We start from the raw sequence: 24,857 nt of genomic DNA on the forward strand, positions 1-24,857 counted from the left end.
CTCCGCGGTGTCCCGCGAGATGTGACAGCATGGGCGCATGCGATCTTTCATCGTCCGCGTGCTCATCAATGGTCTGGCGCTGTGGATTGCCAGCTGGATTCTTCCCGGACTAAACATCACCACCTCGGCCGCCAAAGCGGCCGTAGAGAATACCGGCGTCAGCCAGGGGACCGATGTGGCCGGCATCGTCCTCGCCTACCTGTTCATCGGGCTGATTTTCGGGCTGGTCAATGCCTTCGTGCGTCCGATCGTCAGCTTCCTCTCGCTGCCCATCACCATCCTCACCCTGGGTCTGTTCACGATCGTCATCAACGCTGCCATGCTGTACCTGACCTCGTGGATCAGCAGCTATACACCGGTGGACTTCACGATTGACTCTTTCTTCTGGACCGCCGTACTGGCAGCCATCATCATCACCATCGTCTCCCTGGTGGCCGACAGGATCCCTGGGGCACGCCACCGGTAGGGCCACTGCCCTGCTGGACGGCCTCACCGCCGCCGGCCATTTCCTTCCGGAGCCTTGCCCGCCGCCGGCTTTCCTTCGACAGTCCGGATATCCGCTTCGAATCCGGGACTGAGGCCGGCAAAGTACTGTTGCGGCTTCGGAGTGCGGACCAGCTGGAACCGCGTGGCCATGGCTGCTCCCCCGGCACCCACGGTCCCGGCCAGCACGTCCGTTGACGCCACGAGGGACGGGTCGCTGCTCGCGGAAACTGCCCGGGCGCCGGCTTCATAGTTGGTGAGCCTGTGGCCGGGACCGAGCCCCGGAGCCTCGCCCAAGGGCGTCAGCACGCGGTTCTCGAGCGTGACGGTGACCCGGTCCCTGGTGTCCGGGTTGACCGCCCCTTCACTCCCCGGAACCCAGTCCTGCCGGTGTTCCAGGTGCAGGCTGCTGATCCCCGGTTCCGGGGTGATGCCGCCCACCGGGGATCCAGCCGTGAGCACGTATTTGAGGTCGTACTCGGCGAGGAAAGCCTTGTCCTGGCTCAGGTTCATGGCATGGATGCCGCCCTGGCTGTAGCCAACGGCCACCACCTGGGCGCCGGCCTCCGCCCCGGCCTGCTGCAGCGCTTCCCGGATGGCGGCACTCGTATGCTCAGAGCCGTATCCGAGCGCTTCGACGATTCCGGCCTCATCGAACGGGTTGGGACCGCCCGCGTCTCCGGGCTGCGTGCCGGGAACGATGACGATGAACGCCTCATGGTCCCCGCCGGATGCCCTGAGGATTTCGATCTTGCCTTTGCCGTCCTCATCCACGGACCGTGCTCTGGACAGGAGCCCGGCAGGGGAGGCATCAAGGAGGACACTCGAGCTGGGACCTCCGATCGCCTTGACCTCACGGGGCTTGAGGTGGGGCATCAGCCCGTCAACCAGCATGCGGACAACAATGGGGATGCCGGGCCCCTGCATCTCTGATGTCACCGCCAGGCTCGCCGCCTCGAGTGCACGCTCGGGATTTGCGCCCACGAGGGCCATGATGAACGGATAATGGCCTGCGAGCGCCTCTGTGCTGTCCCTGTTCAGCAGCCGGCTAAGGTCAGGGTTGTCCGGGGTAGGGAACCCGCCGAGGTGCATATCCACCAACTGCGGCAGCACCAGCCTCAGCGAGTCCGTGCCGAAGCGGAGGTGGGACAGGGTCCGCTGTTCGGCCTCCTCGTACTCCCGCCGGCAGGCCTGTATCTGGTTGCCAATGTCCTGCAGTTCCTCCCGCACCGTGGCAACGGCACGCCGCCCTTCCCCCACGGCGGTGAGCGCTTCAGTCCCACTTGACGGCGGATCGTTTTGGTACGGAACCAGCTCCGTCCAGATCCTGTGGGCGGACACTTCCACGGCGGCGAGGTCCCGGGCCAGGCCTTCCAGCCCGCGCGCACCTGCCGCCAGCTCCTCCAGCTGGAAAGCAATTCCGGCCACCCCGCCCCGGACGGAGAAGTGGCCGCCCGGCGCCGTTTCCAGAGGCCGCAGCGGGCCACCGCTCCCCGACGGCGTCACCTCGGCCATTAGTAGCCCCCTGCCGCAGTCCGCATGGACGAGACGGAAACATTCCGGGCATGCCCTCGGATGGCGTGCGCCGCCAGGTCCATGCGTTCCTTGGCCCGACGCAGGGCGGCCGCCTGCAGCCCGACGCTCATCCGGTAGGCCGCTCCGGCGGGCGACTGCCAGTCAGACAGCTGCAGTTGCGAAAGCCGGAACAGAACACCATCGAGCTGCTCCGCACAGGCCTCCGCCCTCCCTGCCAGGAGCTGCACCTCAAACTGGCGCGACGAGCACGCCGATGCATCGTCCGCGGTAAAGCTGGCGCTCATGCTGTTCCCCCCAGTCCTTCCGGCCGGCGCTGCCGGCGCCCACCGCTTTCTCCCGTCCTGCCGACAACGCTAAGGCGCCCTGCCCTGCTCCGGAACAGCCGCCGTCGGCTATGTGGATAGGCTCCCCGGACGCAGGCTGGGGAGGAGAAGTCACAAGCAACCGCGTGCTTCAGCGGCCGCCGGAGTTCATGAAAGAATCAGGTCATGCCTGAAACTGCCGCCACAGCTGATACCCGTACGCCCTCCGGACGCCTGGCCCTCGCCGCCTCGCCGGAACAGATTGCGCTCGGCCCGCTGGACGGCCGATACCAGTCCGCCGTCGCACCCCTCGTTGACTACCTGTCCGAGGCGGCCCTCAACCGCGACCGCGTCGCCGTCGAGGTGGAGTGGCTCATCCACCTGACCAGCAACAACGTCCTTCCCGGCGCTGGCCCGCTGACGGCCGACCAGCAGGAGCAGCTCCGCGCGATCGTCACCGAATTCGACGCCGCCTCCGTCGCTGAACTGGCCGAAATCGAGGCCGTCACGGTTCACGACGTGAAGGCCGTGGAGTACTACATCGGCCGCCGCCTGCCCTCCATCGGCATCGAAAACCTGACCGCCATGGTGCATTTCGGCTGCACCTCCGAGGACATCAACAACCTCTCCTACGCGCTCGGCGTGAAGGGTGCTGTGGAGGACGTGTGGCTCCCGGCCGCACGTGCCCTGGTGGCCCAGATCAGCAGGATGGCGGAGGACAACCGCGCCGTGCCCATGCTGTCCCGCACGCACGGACAGCCTGCAACGCCCACCACCCTGGGCAAGGAACTTGCCGTCATCGCGCACCGCCTCACCCGCCAGCTCGACCGCATCGCCAACACCGAATACCTCGGCAAGATCAACGGCGCCACCGGAACCTACGCCGCGCATGTGGCCTCCGTCCCGGGCGCCGACTGGCAGCACGTCTCCAAGTCATTCGTCGAGGGCCTGGGCCTTACCTGGAACCCGCTGACCACCCAGATCGAGAGCCACGACTGGCAGGCCGAGCTGTACGCCGACGTCGCCCGCTTCAACCGCATCCTGCACAACGTCTGCACGGACATCTGGAGCTACATCTCAATCGGCTACTTCGCGCAGATCCCGGTGGCAGGTGCCACGGGCTCCTCCACGATGCCGCACAAGGTCAACCCGATCCGCTTTGAAAACGCCGAGGCCAACCTGGAGATCTCGTCCGGGCTCCTGGATGTGCTGGGATCCACGCTGGTCACCTCCCGCTGGCAGCGGGACCTTACGGATTCCTCCAGCCAGCGCAACATCGGCGTGGCGTTTGGCCACTCGCTGCTGGCCATCTCCAACGTGGCCAAGGGCCTGGAACGGCTCGACGTCGCGGAAAGCGTGCTCGCCGCAGACCTGGACACCAACTGGGAAGTCCTGGGCGAGGCGATCCAGATGGTCATGCGCGCCGAGGCGATCGCCGGCGTCGAAGGCATGGAAAACCCGTACGAGCGGCTTAAGGACCTCACCCGCGGGCAGCGCGTTGACGCCGCCCGGATGCAGGAATTCGTGCAGAGCCTCGGCCTTTCTCCCGAAGCCGAAGCGCGGCTGCTGGCACTGACTCCGGGCAAGTACACCGGCATCGCGGCCCAGCTGGTGGATCATTTGAAATAAGAGAACGACGGCGGTGCCGGGCTTCACTGTCCGGCGCCGCTTCCGTTTCCCCCGCTTTTGCAGCGTGTCCCCACTTCACAACGACGACAAGGAACGAGAACCATGAGGCTCCTGCTCATCCGCCACGGGGAGACCCCCGGGAACGTGCTGGGGCAGCTGGACACCGCCCACCCCGGCCCCGGGCTGACCGAGCTCGGAGAACGCCAGGCGGAAGCGCTCCCAAGGGCGCTGGCGAATGAGCCAATCAGCGCCCTGTACGCGTCAACGTTGCTGCGCACCCAGGTCACCGCGGCGCCGCTCGGACGTGAGCTCGGGCTGGACGTGAAGGTGTTGGACGGGATCCACGAGATCGAGGCCGGCGCCCTGGAGAAGCTGACTGACCACGAGGCGCACCGGCGGTACATGACCACGGTCTTCGCCTGGAGCGATGGTGATTTCGACCGCCGGATGCCCGCCGGACCCGACGGGCACGCGTTCTTTGAACGCTACGACGCGGCCATCGCCAAGGTGGCCGCCGCGGCTGACGATGCGGGCGCCGTCGCCGTCGTGAGCCACGGCGCCGCCATCCGCGTCTGGGCGGGCCTGCGGGCGGACAACATCGACATGGAATTCGCGGCGAGGCATGTGCTCGCAAACACCGGCATCGTGGCCTTGGAAGGGGACCCCGACGGCGGGTGGACCCTCATCCACTGGGACGCCAGCCCGGTGGGCGGCCTGGCCCTGGCCGATCCCACCGCCGAGGATCCAATGGGCCGTTCCGCCGGATAGCGTCCTGCCGGCGGATGGGCTGTTTGGCACTGGACGGGATTCCGGCCGGCGGCCATGATGAAACCAGGTGCGGTGACGGAATGACCAGCCGCAGATGGCGGCAGCTGCGCCGCGCCGTGGAGGCGTAGTGGCATGTCACGCATGTCTGGGGTCCCGGAATCCGCCTCCGGGACCGGCTCTTTTGAGCCCGATCGGCACTTCCTCGCAGACTATTACGCACACGTAGCGGCTGAGGACCTCCAGGGCTACAGCGCCGAGACCCTCCGCACCAGGGCCCTGCATCATCTTGAGGTGGGGATGTACCGGCCTCCCGGCCAGGCGGCCGTGGGCATCCTGAATGAACCGGACGCCAGCATCGTCGCAGTGGTTGCCGAGGACCTGCCCTACCTGCTTCATTCCGTGACAGCAGAGCTCACCCGCGGGGACGGAACAATCCATTTGCTCGTGCATCCAACCTTTCGGGTCCTGCGGGATCCTGATTCCCACGTGCTGCTGGGCCTCAGTCCAGGTCCCTCCAGAGAAGGCCTGACCGACCTATCCGCCAGGGAGTCGGGCGACGGGCCGGGCGGCCGCGGAACCGTCGAGATCTGGGCAGCGATGGAAATCGGCAGGATGGCGGACGAGGGCGCCACCAGCGGGCTCGGGGAACGGCTGCAGCGCGTCCTGGAAGATGTGCGGACTGTCGCCGGGGACGCCGGTGCCATCGATGCCAGAGTGTCTGACGCCGTCGCCGCGTTGGACGGCTTTCCCACCGGTGCGGTTCCACCGGTGGACCAAGTGCGCGAGCTGCTCCTCTGGCTCGCCGACGGCAACTTCGTCTTCCTGGGCTGCCGCGACTACGACATCGCGAGGGTCGACGGACGGGAGCAACTCACCGAAGGCCGGGGGTCGGCGCTGGGATTGCTGAGGCGGTCCCCGGAGGACAGCGACAGTGGGCCAGACGCCGGTGATCGCGTCCCCGCGGAAAAAGTGCTGACGTTGGCCACGTCCGCTGTCCGGTCAACCGTGCTCAGACGGTCGTACCTGGACGAAGTGCGCCTGGCGGTGCTTGGCCCGGCGGGGGAAGTGGCCGGGGAAAGACGGTTTGTCGGGCTGTTCACCCCTGGTGCGGAGCATCAGTCCGTCCGCCGGATTCCCGTCATCCGCGAAAAGGTCCGCGCCGTGACGCAAGCACTTGGATTCTCGCCCAGGTCCCACCAGTGCAAGGAGCTGCTGGCCATCCTGGAGTCCATTCCGCGCGAGGAACTTTTCCACATGGACCCGGATGAGCTCGCCAGTTTCGCGGCCGAGGCCCTCCGTGCCGAGTCCCTGCGGCGCACGCGCCTTTTCCTTCGACTGGACAGCTTTGGCCGGTTCGTGTCCGTGTTGATCTTCTTTCCGCGCCGCCGGTACAGCACCGCCGTCCGGCTGCTCATGGAGCAAGAACTCCGGCTGGTGTTCAAGGCAACCTCGATCGAATTCGAGGTTCGGCTGACCGAGTCTTCCATGGCCCGGGTGTTCTTCCGGGTTCTGGTGGGGGGATCCTCCGCGGTCCGCGCCGCCGGTGGCGCGGCGGCCGACGCCGGCCCGGCCGCCGTCGACCCTTCCCAACTGGAGCGGCGCCTGATCGCCGCCACCCGGTCCTGGACCGAGGGGCTCGATGAAGTGCTCCGTGACCGCTTTCCGGCGGACGAGGCGGCCAGGCTCTCCCGGCAGTGGGCTGAGGCATTCCCGCCGAGTTACCGGGCGGATTACGAGGCAGAAGCTGCGGTCCGGGACATCACCACCTTCGAGATCTTCGACCTTGACGGCGACGGCGGCCGGTCCGACGATGATCCCCTGCTGACGGTATATGCCCCGTCAGGCATATACCGTCCTGACGGGCAGGCCCGGCTCCGCTTGTATCTGACGAGGCCCCGCAGCCTTACCCAGATTCTGCCCTTCCTGCACCACCTTGGACTGGAAGTGCTGGACCAGCGGCCGTTTGACATCCTCCGGGGCAATGGCCGGAGGCTGTACCTGTACGACCTGGGCGTGATGTATCCCGCAGGAGCGGATCCCGAGGCAACCAGCCACCTGCTGGCGGACGCGTTCGGTGCTGCCATGCGGGGGGATGTCGAGTCCGACCGGATCAACGCGCTCGTCATCAGGGAAGGCGTGGGCTGGCGGGAGGCCTCCATCCTGCGGAGTTATGCCAGGTACCTCCAGCAGCTGGGAACCACCAACTCCTACGGCTTCATCGCGGACACCCTGCTCGCCAACGTCCGGGCAACTCGTGCGCTCCTGGCGCTGTTCCGGGCGAAGTTTGACCCGGGTTTGGACGTGCCTGGCCGCTTCCGGGATATGGCCGTGGCCCGGGCAGAGCTGCTCTCGGCAATAGAGGAGGTGCCCGTCCTCGACGCCGACAGGCTGCTGCGCACCTTCATGAACCTGGTGGAAGCCACACTCCGCACCAACTTCTACCAGGAAAGGCCGCACCTGAGCTTCAAAGTGAATCCTGCGGCCATCTCAAATGCCCCGTATCCGCGGCCAAAGTACGAGATCTGGGTCTATTCCCCACGGGTGGAAGGCGTCCACCTCCGTTTCGGGCAGCTCGCCCGCGGCGGGCTCCGCTGGTCGGACCGCAGCGAGGACTTCCGGACCGAAGTACTGGGCCTGGTGAAAGCGCAAAACGTGAAGAACTCCGTCATTGTGCCCACCGGAGCCAAGGGCGGGTTCTATCCCAAGCGGCTACCGGACCCAGCCTCGGACCGGGAGGCCTGGATGGCCGAAGGCCTGGAGTGCTACAGGATCTTCATCAGCGGGCTGCTGGACCTCACGGACAACCTCGTCACTTCGGCGCAGGGCGAAGCCGTGGTTCCTCCCGACCGGGTGGTACGGCACGACGGCGATGACTACTACCTTGTCGTCGCGGCGGACAAAGGCACGGCCGCGTTTTCCGATGCCGCGAACGCTGTGGCGCAGCAGTACGGTTTCTGGCTGGGCGATGCGTTCGCGTCCGGCGGCTCCGTGGGGTACGACCACAAACAGATGGGAATCACCGCGCGCGGCGCCTGGGAGTCCGTGAAACACCACTTCCGCGATCTGGGCACCGACCCGCAGCGGGAAGACTTCACGGTGGCCGGCATTGGCGACATGAGCGGCGACGTCTTCGGAAACGGAATGCTGCTTTCGCCGCACATCAAGCTCGTGGCGGCGTTCGACCACCGCCACATCTTCCTCGACCCTGCCCCGGACGCCCTGGCATCCTTCGAAGAGCGCAGGCGCCTCTTTGGCTTGCCGCGCTCCTCGTGGGCCGACTACGATCCGTCGCTCATCAGCGAGGGCGGCGGCGTCCATTCCCGCCGGGCTAAGGCCATTGATATTACGGAGCAGGTGCGGGAAGCTTTGGGCCTGCAGCCGGGATTGCTGTCTCTGTCGCCCCACGAACTGATGCAGGCGATTCTGCGGGCGCCCGTGGACCTGCTCTACAACGGAGGCATCGGAACCTACGTCAAAGCCTCCTTCGAGCGGAACACGGAGGTGGGAGACAAGGCGAACGACCCCATCCGGATCAACGGCAATGAGCTCCGGGCGCGGGTTGTCGCCGAGGGGGGCAACCTCGGCATTACGCAGCGCGGCCGGATCGAGGCGGCGCTCGGCGGGGTTCTGCTGAACACCGATGCGATCGACAACTCGGCGGGGGTGGACTGCTCCGACCACGAGGTCAACATCAAGATCTTCGTCGACCGGATGATCGCCGCCGGACGGATGCCGGCCACGGAACGGACCTCCTTCCTGCAGTCGCTCGCCAGCGAAGTGACCCGGCTCGTGCTCGCCAACAACACGGACCAGAACGTCCTGCTGCTCAACGACCGCCACCTGGTGATGGAGTGGAGCCCGGGGTTCGAACGGACCATGGACTGGCTGGAAAACGCCACCGATCTGGACCGCGAGCTGGAGGGGCTGCCCAGCACGGAGCAACTCCACGAGCGGCTGCGGTCTGGCAAGGGGCTGACCGCGCCGGAGCTGTCCGTGCTCGCCGCCTACGCAAAGGTTGAACTGGCTACGGAACTCAACGCCAGTGACCTCGCGGACGATCCGTGGTTCAAACGGGTCCTGCGCGGGTACTTTCCGCACCAGTTGTCCGAGCGCTTTGATGCCGAACTGGATACGCACCCGCTGCGCCGGCAGATTGTCTGCATGGCGGTAGCCAACGACATGATCAACCTGGGCGGGATCACGTACGCCTTCCGCGCAATCGAGGAAACCACGGCGACAGCGGCAGCGGTGGCCAGGGCCTTCGTAGTGGCACGGGAGGCCTTTGACCTGCCCTGGGTAATGGACCGGCTGAGTGCGCTTCCGCCCGGATATCCGAGTGAGCATGCGGCGCAAGTGGCCATCCATATGCGCCGGGTCCTGGACCGGGCCACCCGCTGGTACGTCACGCATGACCATCGGGACCAGCCCATAGCCGAGGCCCTCGGCAGGATCATGCCCACGCTGGAGTTGCTGCGGACCAGAACCTCGGACTACCTGCGCGGTTCCGACCTTGACCGCGTCCAGGACCGGCTGGCTCACTGGGACAGTGTGGGGCTTCCGCATGAGCTGGGAACACGCGCCGCGGACATGCTGGAAAGCTTCGGGCTGCTCGACATCTCCCTCGTGTCCGAGGAAGTGGACGAACCCCTCACGGCCATCGCCGATCTGTACTACGCGGTCTTCCAGCGCATCGGTGCGGCGAGCCTCCTCCTGCGCATCACAGACCTGCCACGGCAGAGCCGATGGGAAACCCTGGCGCGCGCGGCCCTGCGCGACGACGTCTACTCCGCGGTGGCGGACATGACCATCTCCGTCATGCAGATGACCCCGGGGCCTTCCCCAGAACGAACCGACGTGGTGGAACGCATCGTGGCTTGGGAGCGCGGACACCAGGAGCAGCTGGGGCGCATTAAGGACACGTTTGCCGAAGTCACCAAGCCCGGGCAGGTGGACATAGCCTCGATCTCCGTTGCTCTGAAGCTCCTGAGGACGCTGGTCCGGCGGTGACCTACCCGCCGCTGGCGTGGATTGTGCCCGCCCCTCCCAATGTTCTCTGGACGCTTACGCACGGGAAACACGACGGTAACCACGCGCCTTTACCGTTGATTTGCATAACCCTTCGGCGAATCGAGGCAGAGATGCAGACCAATCCCAGGCTCAACATCCGCAAAGTCAGCTGGTCCAACCCGGTGGGTGCCGACCTGCGGGCTGCCCAGCAGGCCGAGCTCGATGCACGCTTTGGCTGCACCGATCACGAGCCAGGTCCGAAGCCCTCCGAAGTGGACACCGCGGTCTTCCTGGTGGCCTACGACAAGGGTTCTGGCCAGCCCGTAGGTTGTGGCGGGCTGCGGCTGCTGGATTCCTCCACCGCCGAAATTAAGCGCCTCTACGTCCTCCCGTACACCCGCGGCTCGGGGGTGGCCAGCTCCATCCTCGCGGCGCTCGAGGCGGAAGCCTACGCCCAGGGCATCACGCGCGTCACCGCAGAGGCAGGCTCGGCCCAGCCCGACGGCAGGAACTTCTACGAGAACTCCGGCTTCGACCAGGTACCCAATTTCGGTCCCTACATCGGCGTCGAGCACTCCTACTGCTATGCCAAGTCCATCAACGCCCGCAGCGCGGCGCACACGGCCATGGCTTAGGGATGCGGGCCGCCCTCGGCGCTTGCACAACCCTCCGCTCCCACAACCGGCCCTTGCCCGCGTGAGCGGCCCTGGCCAGGGCCGTGCTTGTGGGCCGGGGCCGTCCGTCACACTCGGAATGCCCCATCCGCCGTCGGCTAATCTCGCAGTATGGCAACCGCAGACATAACTTTCCGTACCCGCAAGTGGGTCCGTCCCGAGGACCTCAACGCCAACGGCACGCTGTTCGGTGGAAGCCTGCTGAAGTGGATTGACGAGGAAGCGGCAATCTATGCCATCCTCCAGTTGGGCAACGGCCGGGCCGTCACAAAGTACATCTCCGAGATCAACTTCGTCAGCTCGGCGGTGCAGGGCGACCTGATCGAAATGGGCCTGACAGCCACCCGGTTCGGCCGCACGTCGCTGGCCATGCGGGCCGAGGTCCGCAACATGATCACGCGCCAGAGCATCCTCACCATCGAGGAGATCGTGTTCGTGAACCTCAGCCCCAACGGCAAGCCCGAGCCGCACGGCTACACGGACATCACTTACGACCGCGACCGCATTCCCACGCACCACCTCACCGAAACGCTCGCGCAGGACTAGCAGTGCAACTAGCGCGCCGCCGTCGGCCGTTCACGCCGGAACCGGCCCTCCCCCGCTGAAGCGGCCCGGGGCACGGCCGGTTGTGCGGGGCAGAGCCGGTTGTGCCGATTCCTGCCTGGCAAGCCTCGCTACCGGGCCGCGAGCCGGATCAGCCGGTCGCGCAGCGGCTGTGCCCGCTCGGCGAGGGCGAGGCGCGTCATGGCAGAGGACGCCACCCGCAGCAACTGGGTCCGGAGCAGCCTCTGCCGGTTGTATTGCTTGAGGGCCTCGTCCAGCGGCCTGGCATTGAGCAGTTCGGCCAGTGCCGCGGCGTCAACGAGTGCTTCGCACGCCCCGCGGCCCAGATTGGGGGTCATGCCGTGCGCGGCGTCGCCGACGAGGACCGCCCCTGGGCGCACGTAGCTGGCGAGTTCCGGGGCGGTCCAGATCCGCTGGGCGAGCGTTGATTCCGGCGAAGCCTGCTCCAGCACGTTCCTGACGGCCGCCGCAGCCCCGTCGTACCGCTCCCGTGCACGCTCCAGCGCTTCGGCCGTCTCGACTCCTGCCGGACCGAGCTCCGAGCGGAAGGAGGCATACCAGTACGTCCTGCCGCCGGATGCCGGGGTGATCCCGAACAGCTGCCCGCGCCCCCAGTACTCACCGCCGGCCTCCGGTACAACGGGCACGGGAAGGACGCCGCGCAATGCCAGGTACGGCGTCAGCCTGGCATTGGCCTTCTGGCCCCAGAATGCGCGGCGGACCACGCTGTGGACACCGTCGGCGCCGACCACCAGGCCCGCGGCCAGCGGTCCGGCGGCGGGGATGTCTTCCACTTTGCGTTCCGTCCGGCGCACGCTCCGGGGCACGGCGGCGTCAAGGAGCCGGATGAGGTCTGCCCGGGACACCCCCACCACGCCCCGGACTTCCGGTGACGCCCACGAGCCACCCGCCGCATCCCGCAGGGTCATCCCGCCGAAGGTGGCGCCGACTGCTTTGATCTCCGGGAGGATCCCGAGAACGGCAAGCGCACCCTGCGCCTCTGGCCACATCGCGAGGGAAGTTTCCACCGTCGGCAGGCCAGGCCGCTGCTCGTGGACGGTCACGTCGTAGCGCTCCGGGTCGAGGCCCGCCGCGAGTGCCAGGCCGGCAATGCCGCCGCCGACGATGTTGATCGCTTCCATGGACCGATGTTAAGCCCGACGGCGGTTGGCGGCCCGTCTGTTCAGCTCCCGTCTGTTCAGCTCCCGATTGGGCGGCCCTCGCCGGCACAACCGGCCGGGGCCAAAGCCGGTCATGCGGGCCGGGGCCGGTTTAGCAAATGTTCATAAAATCGATAGGGATAATCCGCCCAAGCAGCCGCTTGCCGCTATAGGCTAACCGGATAACGCTTGGTTTCATTTCAGAAATGAGTCTCATCGTGCACAAATTGAAAACTGTTGCCGCTGCAGCCATCAGCGTCCTGTTCCTGGCCGGATGCGGCAGCGGCGCGGGGGCACCGGCCGCCTCCGAAAGCGCCTCCGGCGGAACCTCATCGGGGTCCTCCAGTGAAACACTGATCGTCTATACAAATTCGAACGGTGAAGGCCGCGGAGAATGGCTGACAAAGAAGGCAGCCGCCGCCGGCTTCACCATTGAAATCGTTGGCGCAGGCGGGGCAGACGCGACGAACAAGCTGATCGCCGAGAAAAACAATCCTATTGCCGACGTCGCCTTCGGTTTGAACAACATGTACTTCGAGCAAATCAAAGCTGCCGATGCCATCGAGGCGTTCACACCCTCATGGTCAGCCGAAGTGGACGCCGAACTCGGCGACCCCGGTGAGAGCAAGGCGTACTGGCCACTGGTCAAGCAGGCCATCCTGCTCGGGTATAACTCGGACAAGTTCCCCGCGGACAAGGCGCCCCAGGACTGGACCGACCTATGGACGAAGGACGAATTCAAGAACCGCTATGAGCGCGTCACGGGGCTCGGAACCGCTACCGCCCAGCTGGTCTTCGCCGGCATCCTCACTCGGTACAAGGACGACGCCGGCGATCTCGGGGTTTCGGACGAAGGCTGGCGCCAGATCGAACAGTATTTCCAGAACGGAAACCCCGCCGTAGCGAAGACGGACCTTTTTGCACGCATAGCGGCCGGAGACGTGGATATGGGACAAATGCCGTCCTCGATCATTCCGGAACGCGAAAAGTCATTCAAGGTAAATGTTGACGTGGCCAAACCCTCGGTGGGCGTCCCGTTCGCCGTCGAACAGGTCGCCTTGGTCAAGGGAACGGACAAAAAGGACCAGGCCCTCAAATTCATCAACTGGTTCGGCAGTGCTCAAGTCCAAGGCGAATGGGCACAGGAATTCAGCTCCATGCCGGCCAATAAAGCCGCCGCCGAAAAAGCAAAGCCGGAAGTGGTCGAATTCAGCAATTCTCTCAAGCAGCAGGAGATCGACTGGAAATTCGTCCAGGAGAATATCGGCGCCTGGGTCGAGAAAATCGAGCTGGAGTACATGAAGTAGCCATGATCCGCCTGGAGAACATAGAAGTTACCTTCGGAGATTTCACCGCGATCCCGCAACTGAACCTGGAGGTGGAGCGGGGAGAGTTTTTCACTCTGCTCGGACCCTCGGGCTGCGGCAAGACAACCGCCCTGCGCACATTGGCCGGATTCATCGATCCCGCGGCCGGAGAAGTGTTCGTCGATGGCAAGGCCGTGACAAGGCTTCCCAGTGATAAACGCCAGGTGGGCATGGTGTTCCAGAACTACGCCCTGTTCCCCAGCATGACCGTGTGGGAAAACATCGCCTTCGGCCTGCGCGTCCGCAAGGAAAAAACGGCTGAGAGTGACCGCATGGTGCGCGAAATCGCCGAGCGCGTCGACCTGTCGGCCAGCCAGCTGCGCAAGAACGTGGCTGAGCTCTCGGGCGGCCAGCAGCAGAGGGTAGCCGTGGCCCGCGCCCTGGTCCTCCAGCCGAAGATCCTGCTCCTCGACGAGCCGCTGTCCAACCTGGATGCCAAGCTCCGCCACCAGCTGCGCCAGCAGCTCAAGGAACTCCAAAGCGAGTTTGGCATCACCACCGTCTATGTAACGCACGACCAGGACGAAGCACTGGCAATGAGCGACCGGATCGCCGTCTTCAACAAGGGGGTGGTGGAGCAGGTGGGCACACCCCAGTCGATCTACGATGCCTCGGCCACGGAATTCGTCTGCACGTTCATCGGCGACAGTTCGGTTCTCACCAGCGACTTCATTGCCGAACTGAACCGACACTCGGGCGGCATCCTCGACCCCGGCGCCAACTCCTACCTCAGGGTGGAAAAGGCGTCGCTGACCCAGCCGGCCGGAAACTCCGACGCCGTTCCGGTGCAGGGCGTGGTGGTGTCGCGGAGCTATCACGGCCTGCACAGCCGGTACACCGTGCGCTGCCACGGCTCGGACGTGCGTCTGCTCGTCAGGGAGGACGGCGGGGTGCATCCCGAGCCGGGCGGCGCAGCCACGGTCTATGTCCGGCCCGTCCACGTGCTGCAGTATGACCCGCAGACCGGGGAAGCCGTGGGCAACCTGGCCCTGGCAGCCTCGCGGCCATGAAGGCCACGCCAGTCCGCAGCATGGTCAGGTCGCCGTTCGTGCTGTTCGTGGGCGTGGTTCTGACGTGGTTCATCGCTGCCTTCCTCGTCTGGCCCAACGCCAACGTCCTGATCCAAACGTTCTTTCCCGACGGACGCTTCTCCGGACGCGCCGCGGAGAAACTCCTCTCCTCAGAACGCGCCATGAAATCCCTCGGCAACAGCTTCCTGCTGGCGGCGGCGCTCTCCGTGACTGTGAACGTCGTCGGGATCTTCATCGTGCTGGTCACGCACTACTTCAGGATCCGTGGCGCCCGGATTCTGTTCCTGGGGTATGCCACCACCTTTATCTATGGCGGCATCGTCCTCGCGGCCGGCTATAAGTTCATCTACGGGGACAAAGGCATCGTCACCGCCCTCTTGGGCAACCTCTTCCCCGGCATGGACCGCAACTGGTTCTCCGGGTTTTTGGCGGTTCTGGTGGTCATGACCTTTGCCACCACCACCAACCACATGCTGTTCGTGGCGAACGCGCTCAAGGGCGTGGACCACCAGACGATCGAAGCCGCAAAGAACATGGGGGCCTCCACGTGGACCATCCTCCGGCGGATCGTCCTGCCGATGCTCAAGCCCACGTTGTTCGCCGTCACCATCCTCTCTTTCCTGACGGGACTCGGCGCGCTCAGCGCACCGCAGGTCCTCGGCGGCCGGGAGTTCCAGACCATCACACCGATGATCCTCACCTTCACGAACAGCCCCACGTCCCGTGACCTGGCCGCCCTGCTGGCGGTCATCCTCGGCGTGGCCACCATCCTGATGCTGGCCGTCATGACCCGCATGGAGAGGGGTGGCACCTACTTTTCAGTGTCGAAGGTTTCCTCGGCCCTGGAGAAGCAGAAAATCACCCATCCTGTGGGCAACGCCATCGTGCACGTGGCGGCGTACCTTCTGTTCGCCATCTACACGCTGCCGGTGGCGCTCATCGTGATTTACTCCTTCGCGGACAGCGCAGCCATCCAGACTGGGCAGATCTCCTTCGACAGCCTGACCCTGGACAACTACGTCCGGGTGCTGACCCAGCCCTCGGGGCTGCGCCCGTTCGTCATCAGCATCGTGTACAGCGCACTGGCTGCTGTGATCGCCGTGGGTGGCCTGCTGTTCGTCGCCCGCCTGTTGCAGAAGCACCGCAACTGGCTAACGGCCGTCTTCGAATACCTGCTCCACATTCCCTGGATCCTGCCCTCGGCCCTGCTCGCCCTCGGTCTGATCATCAGCTACGACCACCCGAATCCGCTCGTGGGCGGTGCCGTCCTGACCGGCACCACGGTCATCCTCCTGGTCGCGTTCGTCACAGTGAAAATCCCTTTCACGCTGAGGATGCTGAAGGCGTCCTTCGCCTCGGTGAACTCCTCCCTCGAGGAGGCCGGAGCCATCATGGGAGCGCGGACGCTGTACATCTTCCGCCGGATCCTGCTCCCGCTGGTGCTGCCAACGGCCGCGGCCATCGCCGCCCTCAATTTCAACAACTTGCTGGATGACTACGACACCGCCATCTTCCTCGCCCATCCCCTGGTCCAGCCCCTCGGCCTGGTCATCAAGGCCAACACGGACGGCGCCGAGGGCGTGGAGGGCGTCTCCAACACGTTCGTCTACACGGTCCTGCTCATGGTCATCACCGGCCTGACCATGTACCTGGTGTACGGGAGAACCCGCAAGCGTGACGCGTCCCCCGCCCAAAAGGACCCGGCACCGGAGGACCTGTCATCGAAGAACCCCGCCCAGAAGGACCCCGTGCTGTCGGAAGCCTAGACGGAGGGCCAGCCGGTGTAGGCCTCGGCCAGGTATGCGCGGCCGTGGCGGGACGACACCACGGAGTTGAGCTCGCCGAGCTGGCGTGCACGGGAGAAGTCATCGGCGTCCGCCGGCGTGTGCAGCATGGACGTCATCCAGTAGGAGAACTGCTGTGCCTTCCACACCCGGTCCAGCGCGCGGTCGCTGTACGACTCCAGGAGCGCCGAAGAGCCGCTCTTGTAATAGCTGTCCAAGCCTTCAAACAGCACCTTGACGTCGTGGATGGCCAGGTTCAGGCCCTTGGCGCCGGTGGGCGGGACGGTATGTGCGGCGTCTCCGGCCAGGAACAGCTTCCCGTGCCGCATGGGCGCATGCACGAAGCTGCGGAATTTCAGGACCATCTTGTCGATGACCGGGCCCTCCTTGAGCTCAAAGCCGTTGCCGTTGACCCGGCTGCGGAAGGCGTCCCAGATCCGTTCCTCGCTCCAGTTGTTCACGTCCTCGTTCGGGTCACACTGGAAGTACATCCGCTGCACGGTTTCGGTGCGCTGGCTGATCAGAGCGAAGCCGTTGTCCGAGTTGGCGTAAATGAGCTCATCAGAGCTGCGCGGTGCCTCCGCGAGGATGCCGAACCAGGCGAACGGGTATTCGTGGAAGTACCACTTGCGGTGTGCCTCCGGGATCTGGAAGCGACAGTGGCTGCGTGAACCGTCGGCGCCGGCGATGAAATCAGCGTGCAGTTCGTATTCCGTCCCATCGGCGTCCGTGAACCAGACCTTCGGAGATCCTTCCAGATCGTGAACGGTGGTGTCCGTGACGCTGTAGCGGACGTCCCCGCCGTCGTCCGCACGGCGTGCGGCAAGGTCCATGAAAACGTCGGTCTGCGGGTAGAGCCAGACCGACTCGCCCACCAGGTCCTTGAAGTCGATGCGGTGGCTTTCTCCGTTGAAGCGCAGTTCGATGCCGTCGTGCCGGTCCCCTTCGCGCAGGACCCGGTCGGAGACGCCGCTGTCCACGAGCATGTTGACGGTTCCGTGCTCCAGGATGCCTGCACGGACGGTCTCGGAGATCTCCCGGCGGCTGCGGATTTCAATCACGGTCGATTCAATACCGGCCTTCGCCAGCAGGTGGGACAGCATGAGTCCGGCCGGACCGGCGCCCATGATGGCGACTTGGGTTTTGATGCTTTTGCGTGCTGCCACGATGTTCCTCGCTTCGTTGCGGGGCCCTCGGCGTGAGTACTGGGGCCGGCGTGCTTCTGCCTAACAGTGTGCGCCGGGACATGTGGGGAGCGTTATAGCGATTCCGATGAACGGAATCACGCGGACGTACTGGAGTCGCCCAGGCGCCGCGCAATCCCCCTGGCTGCCGTCTGCAGAGCGGGCACCAGCGCCTGCAGGCGCACCTCCTGCAGGGGGACGACGACGCCGAGCGCCGCCACAGCGCGCTTCTTGCCGTCGAGCACCGGGACAGCAATCCCCCAGGTGTCGGGGTCGATCACGCCGGCCAGCTGTGCGTACCCCTGATGCGCAGCTTCGCTCAGCAAGGCTCGGAGATCCTCCGGCGACACCTTGCCGGCCGGATCCGAGAATTGCTCAAGGTACTCAGCCTGCACGGACCGCGGCTGGAACGACATCAGGGCCAGCCCCGCTGAGGAGACATGCACCGCCAGCCGGCCGGCGATCTGGGCACGGTTCGCCACGGAACCCCGCCGGGAAAGCCGCTCCACGAAGAGCGCCTCCCAGCCGTCCAAAACCGCCAGGTTCACGTTCTGGTTGAGCACGTGCTGGATGTCCTCCATGAAGGGCATCGCAGCCTGCCGGAGTGCCAGCGTGGGCGAATTGCGGTTGACGAGCTCCCACAGACGCAGCCCCAGCCGCACAGATCCTCCGGCACTGGTTTCAAGAAGCCCGTGCTGGGCCAGCTGGCGGACCAGCCGGTGCGCCGTGGTGAGCGGCAGCTGTGCGCGGTCTGCCAGCTCCGAGAGCTGGAGGACACTCACGCCTTCCGGAAAGGCTGCAATGACACGCACCACCCGGTCCACCACCGAGTCGCCGGAGACTGAATTGGCCACGACCCTTCGCTTCCATTCAATGGTTTGAGTTGTCCCAGATTACACCCCCGGGTGATACAACTCTCATGTCAGCCGCCGCTGCTGCCTCCACCGCCGCGGTGTCAACCCGAACAACGAGGTTCCCATGTCAACGCTCTCAGTCGCCCGCCGTTCCCAGTGGCCCGTATGGCTTTGCTGGCTCGCCATGGTGCTGGACGGATTCGATCTGGTGGTGCTCGGCACCGTCATTCCCACCTTGATCAAGACCCAGGACCTGGGATTCGACGCCGTGGGGGCCACCTACGCAGCCACCATCTCCCTGGTGGGCGTGGGCATCGGAGCCTTGTTCATCGCGCCCCTCTCCGACCGGTTCGGACGCCGCCGCCTGCTGGTGGGATGCGTCGCCTGGTTTTCCCTGTTCACCATCGCCGTGGTGTTCGCCCCGAACGTTGCCATGTTCGGCATCTTCCGCCTCCTCGCGGGCGTGGGTCTCGGGGCCTGCCTTCCGGCGGCCCTGGCGTACATGAACGACTACGCCCCGGCCGGCACCGCCGGGAAGTCCACCACGCGGACCATGACCGGCTACCACGTGGGCGCCGTGGCCACCGCGTTCCTCGCCATCCTGGTGGTGCCGGACTGGCGGATCATGTTCGTGGTGGGCGGCGTGGCCGGATTCGTGCTGGTGCCCTTCCTCTGGTTCCGGCTTCCTGAGACCCTGCCCCCGATCCACGCGGAACACGGCCATGAGCCCCTGGGCGCAGCCGCCCCGGCCACCCAGGAACACGCGGTCATCCGGGCCCACCGGCCCATCGCCGTCCCGGCGGCCGAACCCGAGGCCGCGCCGGCGTCCCTGCTGCCAGCCGGTGAGCCCGGGGACCGCGCCAGCTTCCGCGATCTCACCAAGAAGCCCTATCCGCTGGTGGCGCTGGGCATCGCCGTGGCGTCATTCATGGGGCTCCTGCTCGTGTACGGCCTGAACACCTGGCTGCCGCAGCTCATGGCCTCCGCAGGGTACACCGTGAGCACCGGCCTGGTCCTGCTGCTGGTGTTGAACGTCGGCGCCGTGGTGGGGCTGATCGTGGCCGGCATACTGGCCGACAAGCACGGCACCAAGAAGATCGTGCTCCTGTGGTTCGGCCTGTCCGCCGTCTTCCTCGCCGTTCTCAGCGTCAAGATCCAGAACGAGTTCCTGCTCAATGCCGCCGTCTTCGTTACCGGCGTCTTCGTCTTCAGTTCGCAGGTCCTGGTCTATGCCTGGGTCAGCCAGCTCTTCCCGCCCCGGCTCCGCGGGACGGCCCTCGGCTTCGCGGCGGGCGTCGGACGCATGGGCGCCATCGTGGGCCCGGCCGTGACCGGAACGCTCGTGGCGGCCGGAATCGCCTACCCGTGGGGGTTCTACGTCTTCGGCGCCGCGGCGCTCCTTGCGGTCGTTGCCCTGGTGACTGTTCCCCATGCGATCGCCCCGGCACCGGGCCAGGCGCCCGCCGTCGGGCGTTCCTGACACCCCACGACCGGGCCCAGGCCGGTTGTGGGGGCACAGGCCGGTTATGCGGGAGCGGACCGGGACCGCGACCGTGCCCAGGCTGCCGGCGCGAGCACCACGGCGATCCCGACGGCGGCGCCGATCACTGTTTCCACGATCCGGTCGCGCAGCAGCAGGTCGGGGCTGGCCGGAGCAACCAGCAGCGTCGAGACCAGCGCGAGCGGCGTCACGAAGACCTGGGCCACGACGTAGTTGCGGGCAATGAACAGCTCGGCGCCGAACTGGCAGATGGCGATCACCAGGACCGTCTGCCACGGCACGGGATGCAGCAGCAGGATCCCCGCGAGCAGTATCAGGCCCAGCACGGTGCCGATGATTCGCTGGACTCCACGGGCGATGCGGTGGCGCGTCGTCCGGCCCACCAGGGGAACCACAGCGGCCACCATGGCCCAGTAATTGTGGCCGAAGCCCAGCCACTGCCCAACGATGGTCGCGAGGGTGCCGGCGAGCCCTGCCGCTGCGAAATAACCCACGGCTTCCAGTCGCGCCGCACGCTTCTCATCGGGTGTGAGCCGGGCAGGTGCGGGCATTTCCCAAGGCGTCCGGCGGCTGCGCAGCAGGCGGGAGGACAGCCCCACCAGCAGGCAGAACACGGTGGTGAGGACGGCCGCCAGCATGCACTGCCACAGCGGCGGCTGGCCGGGAATGGAGGCGATGGCGGCAAACGCGAAGATGTGGAAGAGGGAACCGGCAGGCCGGTGACGCCACCAGGCAATGACCAGGGAACAGGCACCGGCCACCAGCGTGGTGGCCAGGACCAGCAGCCAGGTGCTCGCCGTTGCCGGGAGTTCCAGAGCGTCACTGGTCCGCGCGAACAGGCTGGCTGCGAGCATCACCACGAGCATGAGCGAGCCGGCCCGCGCCTGGATGAAGAAGCGTTTCCGGTGGAGCTCGCCGCGGCCGTAGATCCCGGTGAACGCGCCGAATGTGGCGAAGATCGCCAGATCCAGGCGGTCCAGCAGCACCAGGGTGATCAGCGGAACGAAGACTCCGACTGCGCAGCGGAGGGCGACGTGATGGTCCTTGTTTGCCGGGGCAAGGGTGAACATCTCGGCCAGCAGCTTCACAGTGGATGGGCGCCTTTCGTAGCGGTAAGGAACTGACGACGACGGCGCTGGCGTCCGGTTGCCAGTTTACTTTGCAGCGACTTCCCGGAACGGCAAAGGCAGGCTACCGCGGCGTTTGCCACGGAAGCCTGCCTAGCGGCCCTCGACCGCACGAGCGGCCCCGCCCCGGGTCGGTCGTGCGATGAACGGGCGGGTGACGAAGGCGGCGCAGCTAGCTGCGGGCCTTGACCACCACCACTTCGAACGTCTTCGCGTTCGGGACCATGAACTTGGCGTTCACGGCGGCGAGCTTATCCCCAAACAGGGCTGCCGTCGTCGGAATGTTGAAGTTCTTGTTCTTGATGACTTCCTTGACGGTTCCGGAAAGAGCGCGGAAATCGACGGAGGCGCGGCTGATCTGGTTGAGGAAGTTCTGGACGGCCCAGATGGTGCTGCCCTTCACCACGATGCCGTCGACATTCGGCAGGGTCAGGCCCTTGATCTGGGCGCTCGCTCCGGTCCTGGGGTTGACGGTGTACAGGGCCTGGTTGCCGGAGTGGGCCACCACCAAGGTGCGGTCATTCCGCGCGCTGGCGATGCCGTTCAGGTTGAACTGATCGGCCGTGTCGGCTGCGGGCCCCGTCAGTTTCAGCGTCCGGACCGTGCCGAGGCCGCCGTGGTCGCCTACGGGCACGAAGTAGAGCTCGGCCTGCCGCGAGTTGGTGAACCAGGCGCCGTGGTCTGTGAGTGCGACGTCGTTGATGAAGGCTGCCTTCCTGGTCAGCTGGATCGTCTTGACGGTCTTGCGGTCATCCGTGTCATACACGTAGGCCTTGCCGGACGCGCCCCCGGCCACGAAGAGGAGGTCGTTCTCGTTGTCAGCCTTCATGCCGACGGCTACCCGGCCGTCAGGGACGTCGATGAACTTCTTGGCGGTTCCCTTGCGGATGTCACCGCGGAAGATGTCTCCCGTGGCGAGGTCCCCCGCGTAGAACGTGTTGCCTTCGCCGGCGGTGATGCCCTCCGCGCCCTTGGCGCCGGGAAGGACGATGACCGGGAGCCGGTCCTTTGAATTGTCCTCGCCGGCCGACGCGATGGGAGCCGGGACGAGAAGAGCCGCGAGGGCCACCAGTCCGGCGGCGGCACGACGGCGTGCGGAACCTGGATTTTTTGTACTGAGGCGCATGATGCTCTCCGGAGTTGGCTGATTTTCCGTGCGAGCTGGCCGTTGTACGGAAGCTCCGCACGATGGTCCCTTCAGTGTAGATTCGGCCGATATGCCTGACCAGATGCGCAAATTAACCGGCAGCGCCGCCGCCCGGCACATCGTTCCCGAGTTCGGAACGCGGGGGCAATGAGTCCGTAACAGCAGCACGGCAGGATGCAAGCATGAAGCCTAAAGCACCGGTCCCTGCCACGGCTGACTTGAGCTGCGAAGTCTGCGGGCAGATGCCCGAGCCGCCCAAGACCCGCCTCACGGTGGCCAATGTTGCCGTGATGCTTCCCATCGAACTGCTGGTGCATGCCCTGGTGGTGCAGACGCACCTGCCCTACGTGGCCAAGGTCCTGGTCCTGACGCTCACGGCCACCGTCCTGGTGATCTGGGTGGCGGAGCCGTCCGCGGCACGGATCCTGCGCCGCTGGCTCCACGCCCCGGCGCTGCGGCACCGGCGGCGGCTCGGCACCGCGCCCTCCCTGTGGCGGGCACGCACCATCCTGCGGGACCAGCCGGGTTCCCTGAAAAAGATCACACGGTCGCTCGCGTTGCTGGACACCAACATCCTGAGCATCCACGTCCACCCGGTGCGCGGAGGCGTCATGGATGAGTTTGTGCTGTCCGCCCCCGGTGAACTCAGCGAGCGCCAGCTGCTTGACGCCCTGGAGGACGGCGGCGGCAGGCAGCCGCAGGTGTGGCCGACCACCGCCCTGGCGATGGCTGACGGCCAGACCAAAGCGCTGAGCCTGGCGGCGCGCATCGCGGCGGCTCCCGGTGAGCTTCCGCTGGCTGTGGCGGAGCTGCTGTCCGCACGGATACTTGATCCGGAGTCGGAAACCGCCCGGATTCCGGGAGAAACGAACGACGCCGGCACCCTCCTGAAGATCCCCACCGCCTGGCACGGGCCCATCACCTTCTACCGCCCCGGCGAACCGTTCACGCCCGCCGAATCCGCCCGCGCGCACAGGCTCGCGGAGCTCGCCGAGATCCTGGCCCACGTACCTGCCGCATCCGCAGCGGGGTCCGATCCGGGTCCGGCGCCGGCGGGGCTATAGCCGCTGGCGGCAGTCACAATCGGTATTTAGCCGGCATACGGCTCAAGTTCGCCGAAACCCTTGACAGTGTGCCGGGTCACTTCTATCTTTGATTTTGGGATCCCAAATAGGGATCCCAAAACAGCGCCTGGCGCTTCCGGAACCGCCGCTAGAGGCCCCGCTCACAGTTTTCCGCCGCCCAATCCGCGGCCGCTCGTCCACATCACCAAGCTCGTTCCCTGTCCGTAAACTTCCCTGTAAAGGAGAAGCTGTGTCTATCCCCAATACCGAAACAGCGACCACCGAGGCTCAAGGCACCACAGAAGCCCCGGCCGGCGGTAAACCCGGCAACCCCGGCAAAGACGGCGTGCAACGGCGCACCACCGTCCGCTGGAAGCTGTTCCTGCTCCTTCTGGTGCTTGTCGCCGTGAACTACATCGACCGCGGGTCCATTTCCGTGGCCCTCCCCATCATCCAAAAGGAATTCAACCTTGCACCGGAGCTGGTAGGCCTGCTCCTATCCGCCTTCTTCTGGACCTACGCCCTCATGCAGATTCCCGTGGGCTGGCTGATCGACAAGTTCGGACCGCGCAAGGTCATGACGGCGTCGTGCGTCGGCTGGGGCGCGGCCACTGCCGCCTCCGGCATGGCCGGCGGCTTCCTGAGCATGTTCATTGCCCGGATGGGCATCGGCGTCACCGAGGCCGGCGTCATGCCGGCAGGCGGCAAGCTCAACGCCATCTGGATGCATAAGTCCGAACGCGGCCGGGGCGCCACCATCCTGGATGCCGGTGCTCCCCTGGGCGCAGGTCTTGGCGGCATCATCATCGCCGGACTGATTGCCTCCACCGGCAGCTGGCGGATGGCCTTCGTCATCGCCGGTGCTGCGACGGTCCTCATGGGCCTGGCCGTGTGGTGGTACGTCCGCGACAATCCCCGCGAGCACCGCGGGGTCAACGATGCCGAGGCCGCCTACATCGAAGCCTCGCATGCGGCAGAGGATGCAGAAGCTGAACTGGATGGCAGCAAGGGTAAGCGCGCCCTGCTCCCCTACCTGAAGTTCCGCTCTTTCTGGGCCATGTGCTTCGGCTGGCTGGGCTTCAACGGCGTCTTCTACGGCCTCCTGACCTGGGGCCCGCTCTACCTGGCACAGGCCAAGGGCTTTGACCTTAAGACCATCGGCTGGTCCACATTCGTCATCTTCGGTGCCGGCTTCGTCGGCGAAATCCTGGGCGGCAGCATCGCCGACAAGTGGCGGGCAGCCGGCGCCTCGGCCAACCGCGTCATGCGCACCCTGCTGGGCATTTCCAGCGCCGTGGTCATCGGCGGCCTGGTCGGAGTCACGGTGGTGCCCGACCCCACCACCGCCGTCGTCCTGCTCTCCCTGGTCATGTTCTTCCTCCGCTGGGTGGGCCTGTTCTGGAGCATCCCCTCCATCCTCGGCGGCCGGACCAACGCCGGCGTGCTCGGCGGGGCGATGAACTTCAGCGGCAACATTTCCGGCTTTGTCACACCCATCGCCGTGGGCCTGATTGTCGGCGCGACCGGCTCGTACACCTGGGCGCTCCTGTACTTCGTGGGATCCGCCATCGTGATGGGAGTGTCCGTGCTGACCCTCAACTACAACAAGCGGCTTCCTGTCTAAGCTGGCAATCCTAAGCCAGCCACACAGCGCCTCCTCCCGCCGCCGGGAGTG

At 65.9% G+C, this 24,857-nt stretch carries 19 protein-coding genes; 12 read left to right on the top strand and 7 right to left on the bottom strand.

Going from position 1 to position 24,857, the window contains the following annotated elements:
- The first annotated feature begins 37 nt into the window (after nucleotides 1-37).
- Nucleotides 38-466, top strand: coding sequence for a phage holin family protein (locus tag AC3A3W_RS15860; protein WP_487443981.1), 429 nt, complete (start codon nucleotides 38-40; stop codon nucleotides 464-466).
- A gap of 23 nt (nucleotides 467-489) precedes the next feature.
- Here AC3A3W_RS15860 and AC3A3W_RS15865 read toward each other — a convergent pair whose 3' ends face one another.
- Nucleotides 490-1,998, bottom strand: coding sequence for a hypothetical protein (locus AC3A3W_RS15865; RefSeq protein ID WP_487443982.1), 1,509 nt, complete (start codon nucleotides 1,996-1,998; stop codon nucleotides 490-492).
- Complete coding sequence (locus AC3A3W_RS15870) at nucleotides 1,998-2,303, bottom strand: hypothetical protein (protein ID WP_487443983.1); 306 nt, start codon at nucleotides 2,301-2,303, stop codon at nucleotides 1,998-2,000. The genes AC3A3W_RS15865 and AC3A3W_RS15870 overlap by 1 nt, the downstream gene beginning before the upstream one ends.
- 204 nt (nucleotides 2,304-2,507) lie before the next feature.
- Between AC3A3W_RS15870 and purB the strand changes: the two genes are divergently transcribed.
- The 5 genes from purB to AC3A3W_RS15895 all read left to right on the top strand — a co-directional run bounded on the left by purB (nucleotide 2,508) and on the right by AC3A3W_RS15895 (nucleotide 10,945).
- Nucleotides 2,508-3,950 (top strand): adenylosuccinate lyase, encoded by a 1,443-nt coding sequence (gene purB, locus AC3A3W_RS15875; RefSeq protein ID WP_487443984.1) that lies wholly within the window; start codon nucleotides 2,508-2,510, stop codon nucleotides 3,948-3,950.
- A gap of 102 nt (nucleotides 3,951-4,052) precedes the next feature.
- A complete protein-coding gene (locus tag AC3A3W_RS15880) occupies nucleotides 4,053-4,718 on the top strand; it encodes a histidine phosphatase family protein (protein WP_487443985.1) in 666 nt (221 codons plus the stop codon).
- Nucleotides 4,719-4,850: 132 nt separating this feature from the next.
- Nucleotides 4,851-9,725, top strand: a complete 4,875-nt coding sequence (locus tag AC3A3W_RS15885; RefSeq protein ID WP_487443986.1) for an NAD-glutamate dehydrogenase — start codon at nucleotides 4,851-4,853, stop codon at nucleotides 9,723-9,725.
- A 131-nt stretch (nucleotides 9,726-9,856) separates the two neighbouring features.
- Nucleotides 9,857-10,360 (top strand): GNAT family N-acetyltransferase, encoded by a 504-nt coding sequence (locus AC3A3W_RS15890; protein WP_205651503.1) that lies wholly within the window; start codon nucleotides 9,857-9,859, stop codon nucleotides 10,358-10,360.
- A gap of 150 nt (nucleotides 10,361-10,510) precedes the next feature.
- A complete protein-coding gene (locus tag AC3A3W_RS15895) occupies nucleotides 10,511-10,945 on the top strand; it encodes an acyl-CoA thioesterase (RefSeq protein WP_487443987.1) in 435 nt (144 codons plus the stop codon).
- Nucleotides 10,946-11,073: 128 nt separating this feature from the next.
- Here the strand turns inward: AC3A3W_RS15895 and AC3A3W_RS15900 are convergent, their stop codons facing one another.
- Complete coding sequence (locus tag AC3A3W_RS15900) at nucleotides 11,074-12,105, bottom strand: FAD-dependent monooxygenase (RefSeq protein ID WP_487443988.1); 1,032 nt, start codon at nucleotides 12,103-12,105, stop codon at nucleotides 11,074-11,076.
- A 236-nt stretch (nucleotides 12,106-12,341) separates the two neighbouring features.
- On the opposite strand from AC3A3W_RS15900, the gene AC3A3W_RS15905 reads away from it, so the two are divergent.
- From AC3A3W_RS15905 to AC3A3W_RS15915, 3 genes are read left to right on the top strand one after another with little or no spacing between them, the layout of a single operon-like run.
- Complete coding sequence (locus AC3A3W_RS15905) at nucleotides 12,342-13,430, top strand: extracellular solute-binding protein (protein WP_487443989.1); 1,089 nt, start codon at nucleotides 12,342-12,344, stop codon at nucleotides 13,428-13,430.
- 2 nt (nucleotides 13,431-13,432) lie between these two features.
- Entirely contained in the window at nucleotides 13,433-14,500 is a 1,068-nt protein-coding gene (locus AC3A3W_RS15910; protein WP_487443990.1) for an ABC transporter ATP-binding protein, read from the top strand.
- On the top strand, nucleotides 14,497-16,287 hold the full coding sequence (locus AC3A3W_RS15915) for an ABC transporter permease (RefSeq protein WP_487443991.1): 1,791 nt from the start codon (nucleotides 14,497-14,499) through the stop codon (nucleotides 16,285-16,287). The genes AC3A3W_RS15910 and AC3A3W_RS15915 overlap by 4 nt, the downstream gene beginning before the upstream one ends.
- Here AC3A3W_RS15915 and AC3A3W_RS15920 read toward each other — a convergent pair.
- Together AC3A3W_RS15920 and AC3A3W_RS15925 are read right to left on the bottom strand one after the other, a co-directional pair.
- Entirely contained in the window at nucleotides 16,284-17,471 is a 1,188-nt protein-coding gene (locus AC3A3W_RS15920; protein WP_487443992.1) for a 4-hydroxybenzoate 3-monooxygenase, read from the bottom strand. The two genes, AC3A3W_RS15915 and AC3A3W_RS15920, sit on opposite strands and share 4 nt — an antisense overlap.
- A 116-nt stretch (nucleotides 17,472-17,587) precedes the next feature.
- Entirely contained in the window at nucleotides 17,588-18,343 is a 756-nt protein-coding gene (locus tag AC3A3W_RS15925; RefSeq protein ID WP_487443993.1) for an IclR family transcriptional regulator, read from the bottom strand.
- Nucleotides 18,344-18,467: 124 nt separating this feature from the next.
- On the opposite strand from AC3A3W_RS15925, the gene AC3A3W_RS15930 reads away from it, so the two are divergent.
- Nucleotides 18,468-19,823 carry an MFS transporter gene (locus AC3A3W_RS15930; protein ID WP_487443994.1) on the top strand — a complete coding sequence of 452 codons (1,356 nt, stop codon included), beginning with the start codon at nucleotides 18,468-18,470 and terminating at the stop codon, nucleotides 19,821-19,823.
- Between the two features lie 44 nt (nucleotides 19,824-19,867).
- Here AC3A3W_RS15930 and AC3A3W_RS15935 read toward each other — a convergent pair whose 3' ends face one another.
- Together AC3A3W_RS15935 and AC3A3W_RS15940 are read right to left on the bottom strand one after the other, a co-directional pair.
- Nucleotides 19,868-20,932 (bottom strand): FUSC family protein, encoded by a 1,065-nt coding sequence (locus AC3A3W_RS15935; RefSeq protein ID WP_487443995.1) that lies wholly within the window; start codon nucleotides 20,930-20,932, stop codon nucleotides 19,868-19,870.
- Between the two features lie 211 nt (nucleotides 20,933-21,143).
- A complete protein-coding gene (locus tag AC3A3W_RS15940) occupies nucleotides 21,144-22,097 on the bottom strand; it encodes an SMP-30/gluconolactonase/LRE family protein (protein ID WP_487443996.1) in 954 nt (317 codons plus the stop codon).
- Between the two features lie 203 nt (nucleotides 22,098-22,300).
- Here AC3A3W_RS15940 and AC3A3W_RS15945 point away from each other — a divergent pair, with 203 nt between their 5' ends.
- Together AC3A3W_RS15945 and AC3A3W_RS15950 are read left to right on the top strand one after the other, a co-directional pair.
- On the top strand, nucleotides 22,301-23,182 hold the full coding sequence (locus AC3A3W_RS15945) for an amino acid-binding protein (RefSeq protein WP_487443997.1): 882 nt from the start codon (nucleotides 22,301-22,303) through the stop codon (nucleotides 23,180-23,182).
- Nucleotides 23,183-23,432: 250 nt separating this feature from the next.
- The gene (locus AC3A3W_RS15950; RefSeq protein ID WP_487443998.1) at nucleotides 23,433-24,806 is read left to right on the top strand and encodes an MFS transporter; all 1,374 of its coding nucleotides are present in this window, start codon (nucleotides 23,433-23,435) and stop codon (nucleotides 24,804-24,806) included.
- The last annotated feature ends 51 nt before the right edge of the window (nucleotides 24,807-24,857 follow it).

It is taken from the genome of Arthrobacter sp. Soil_N43, assembly GCF_057655195.1.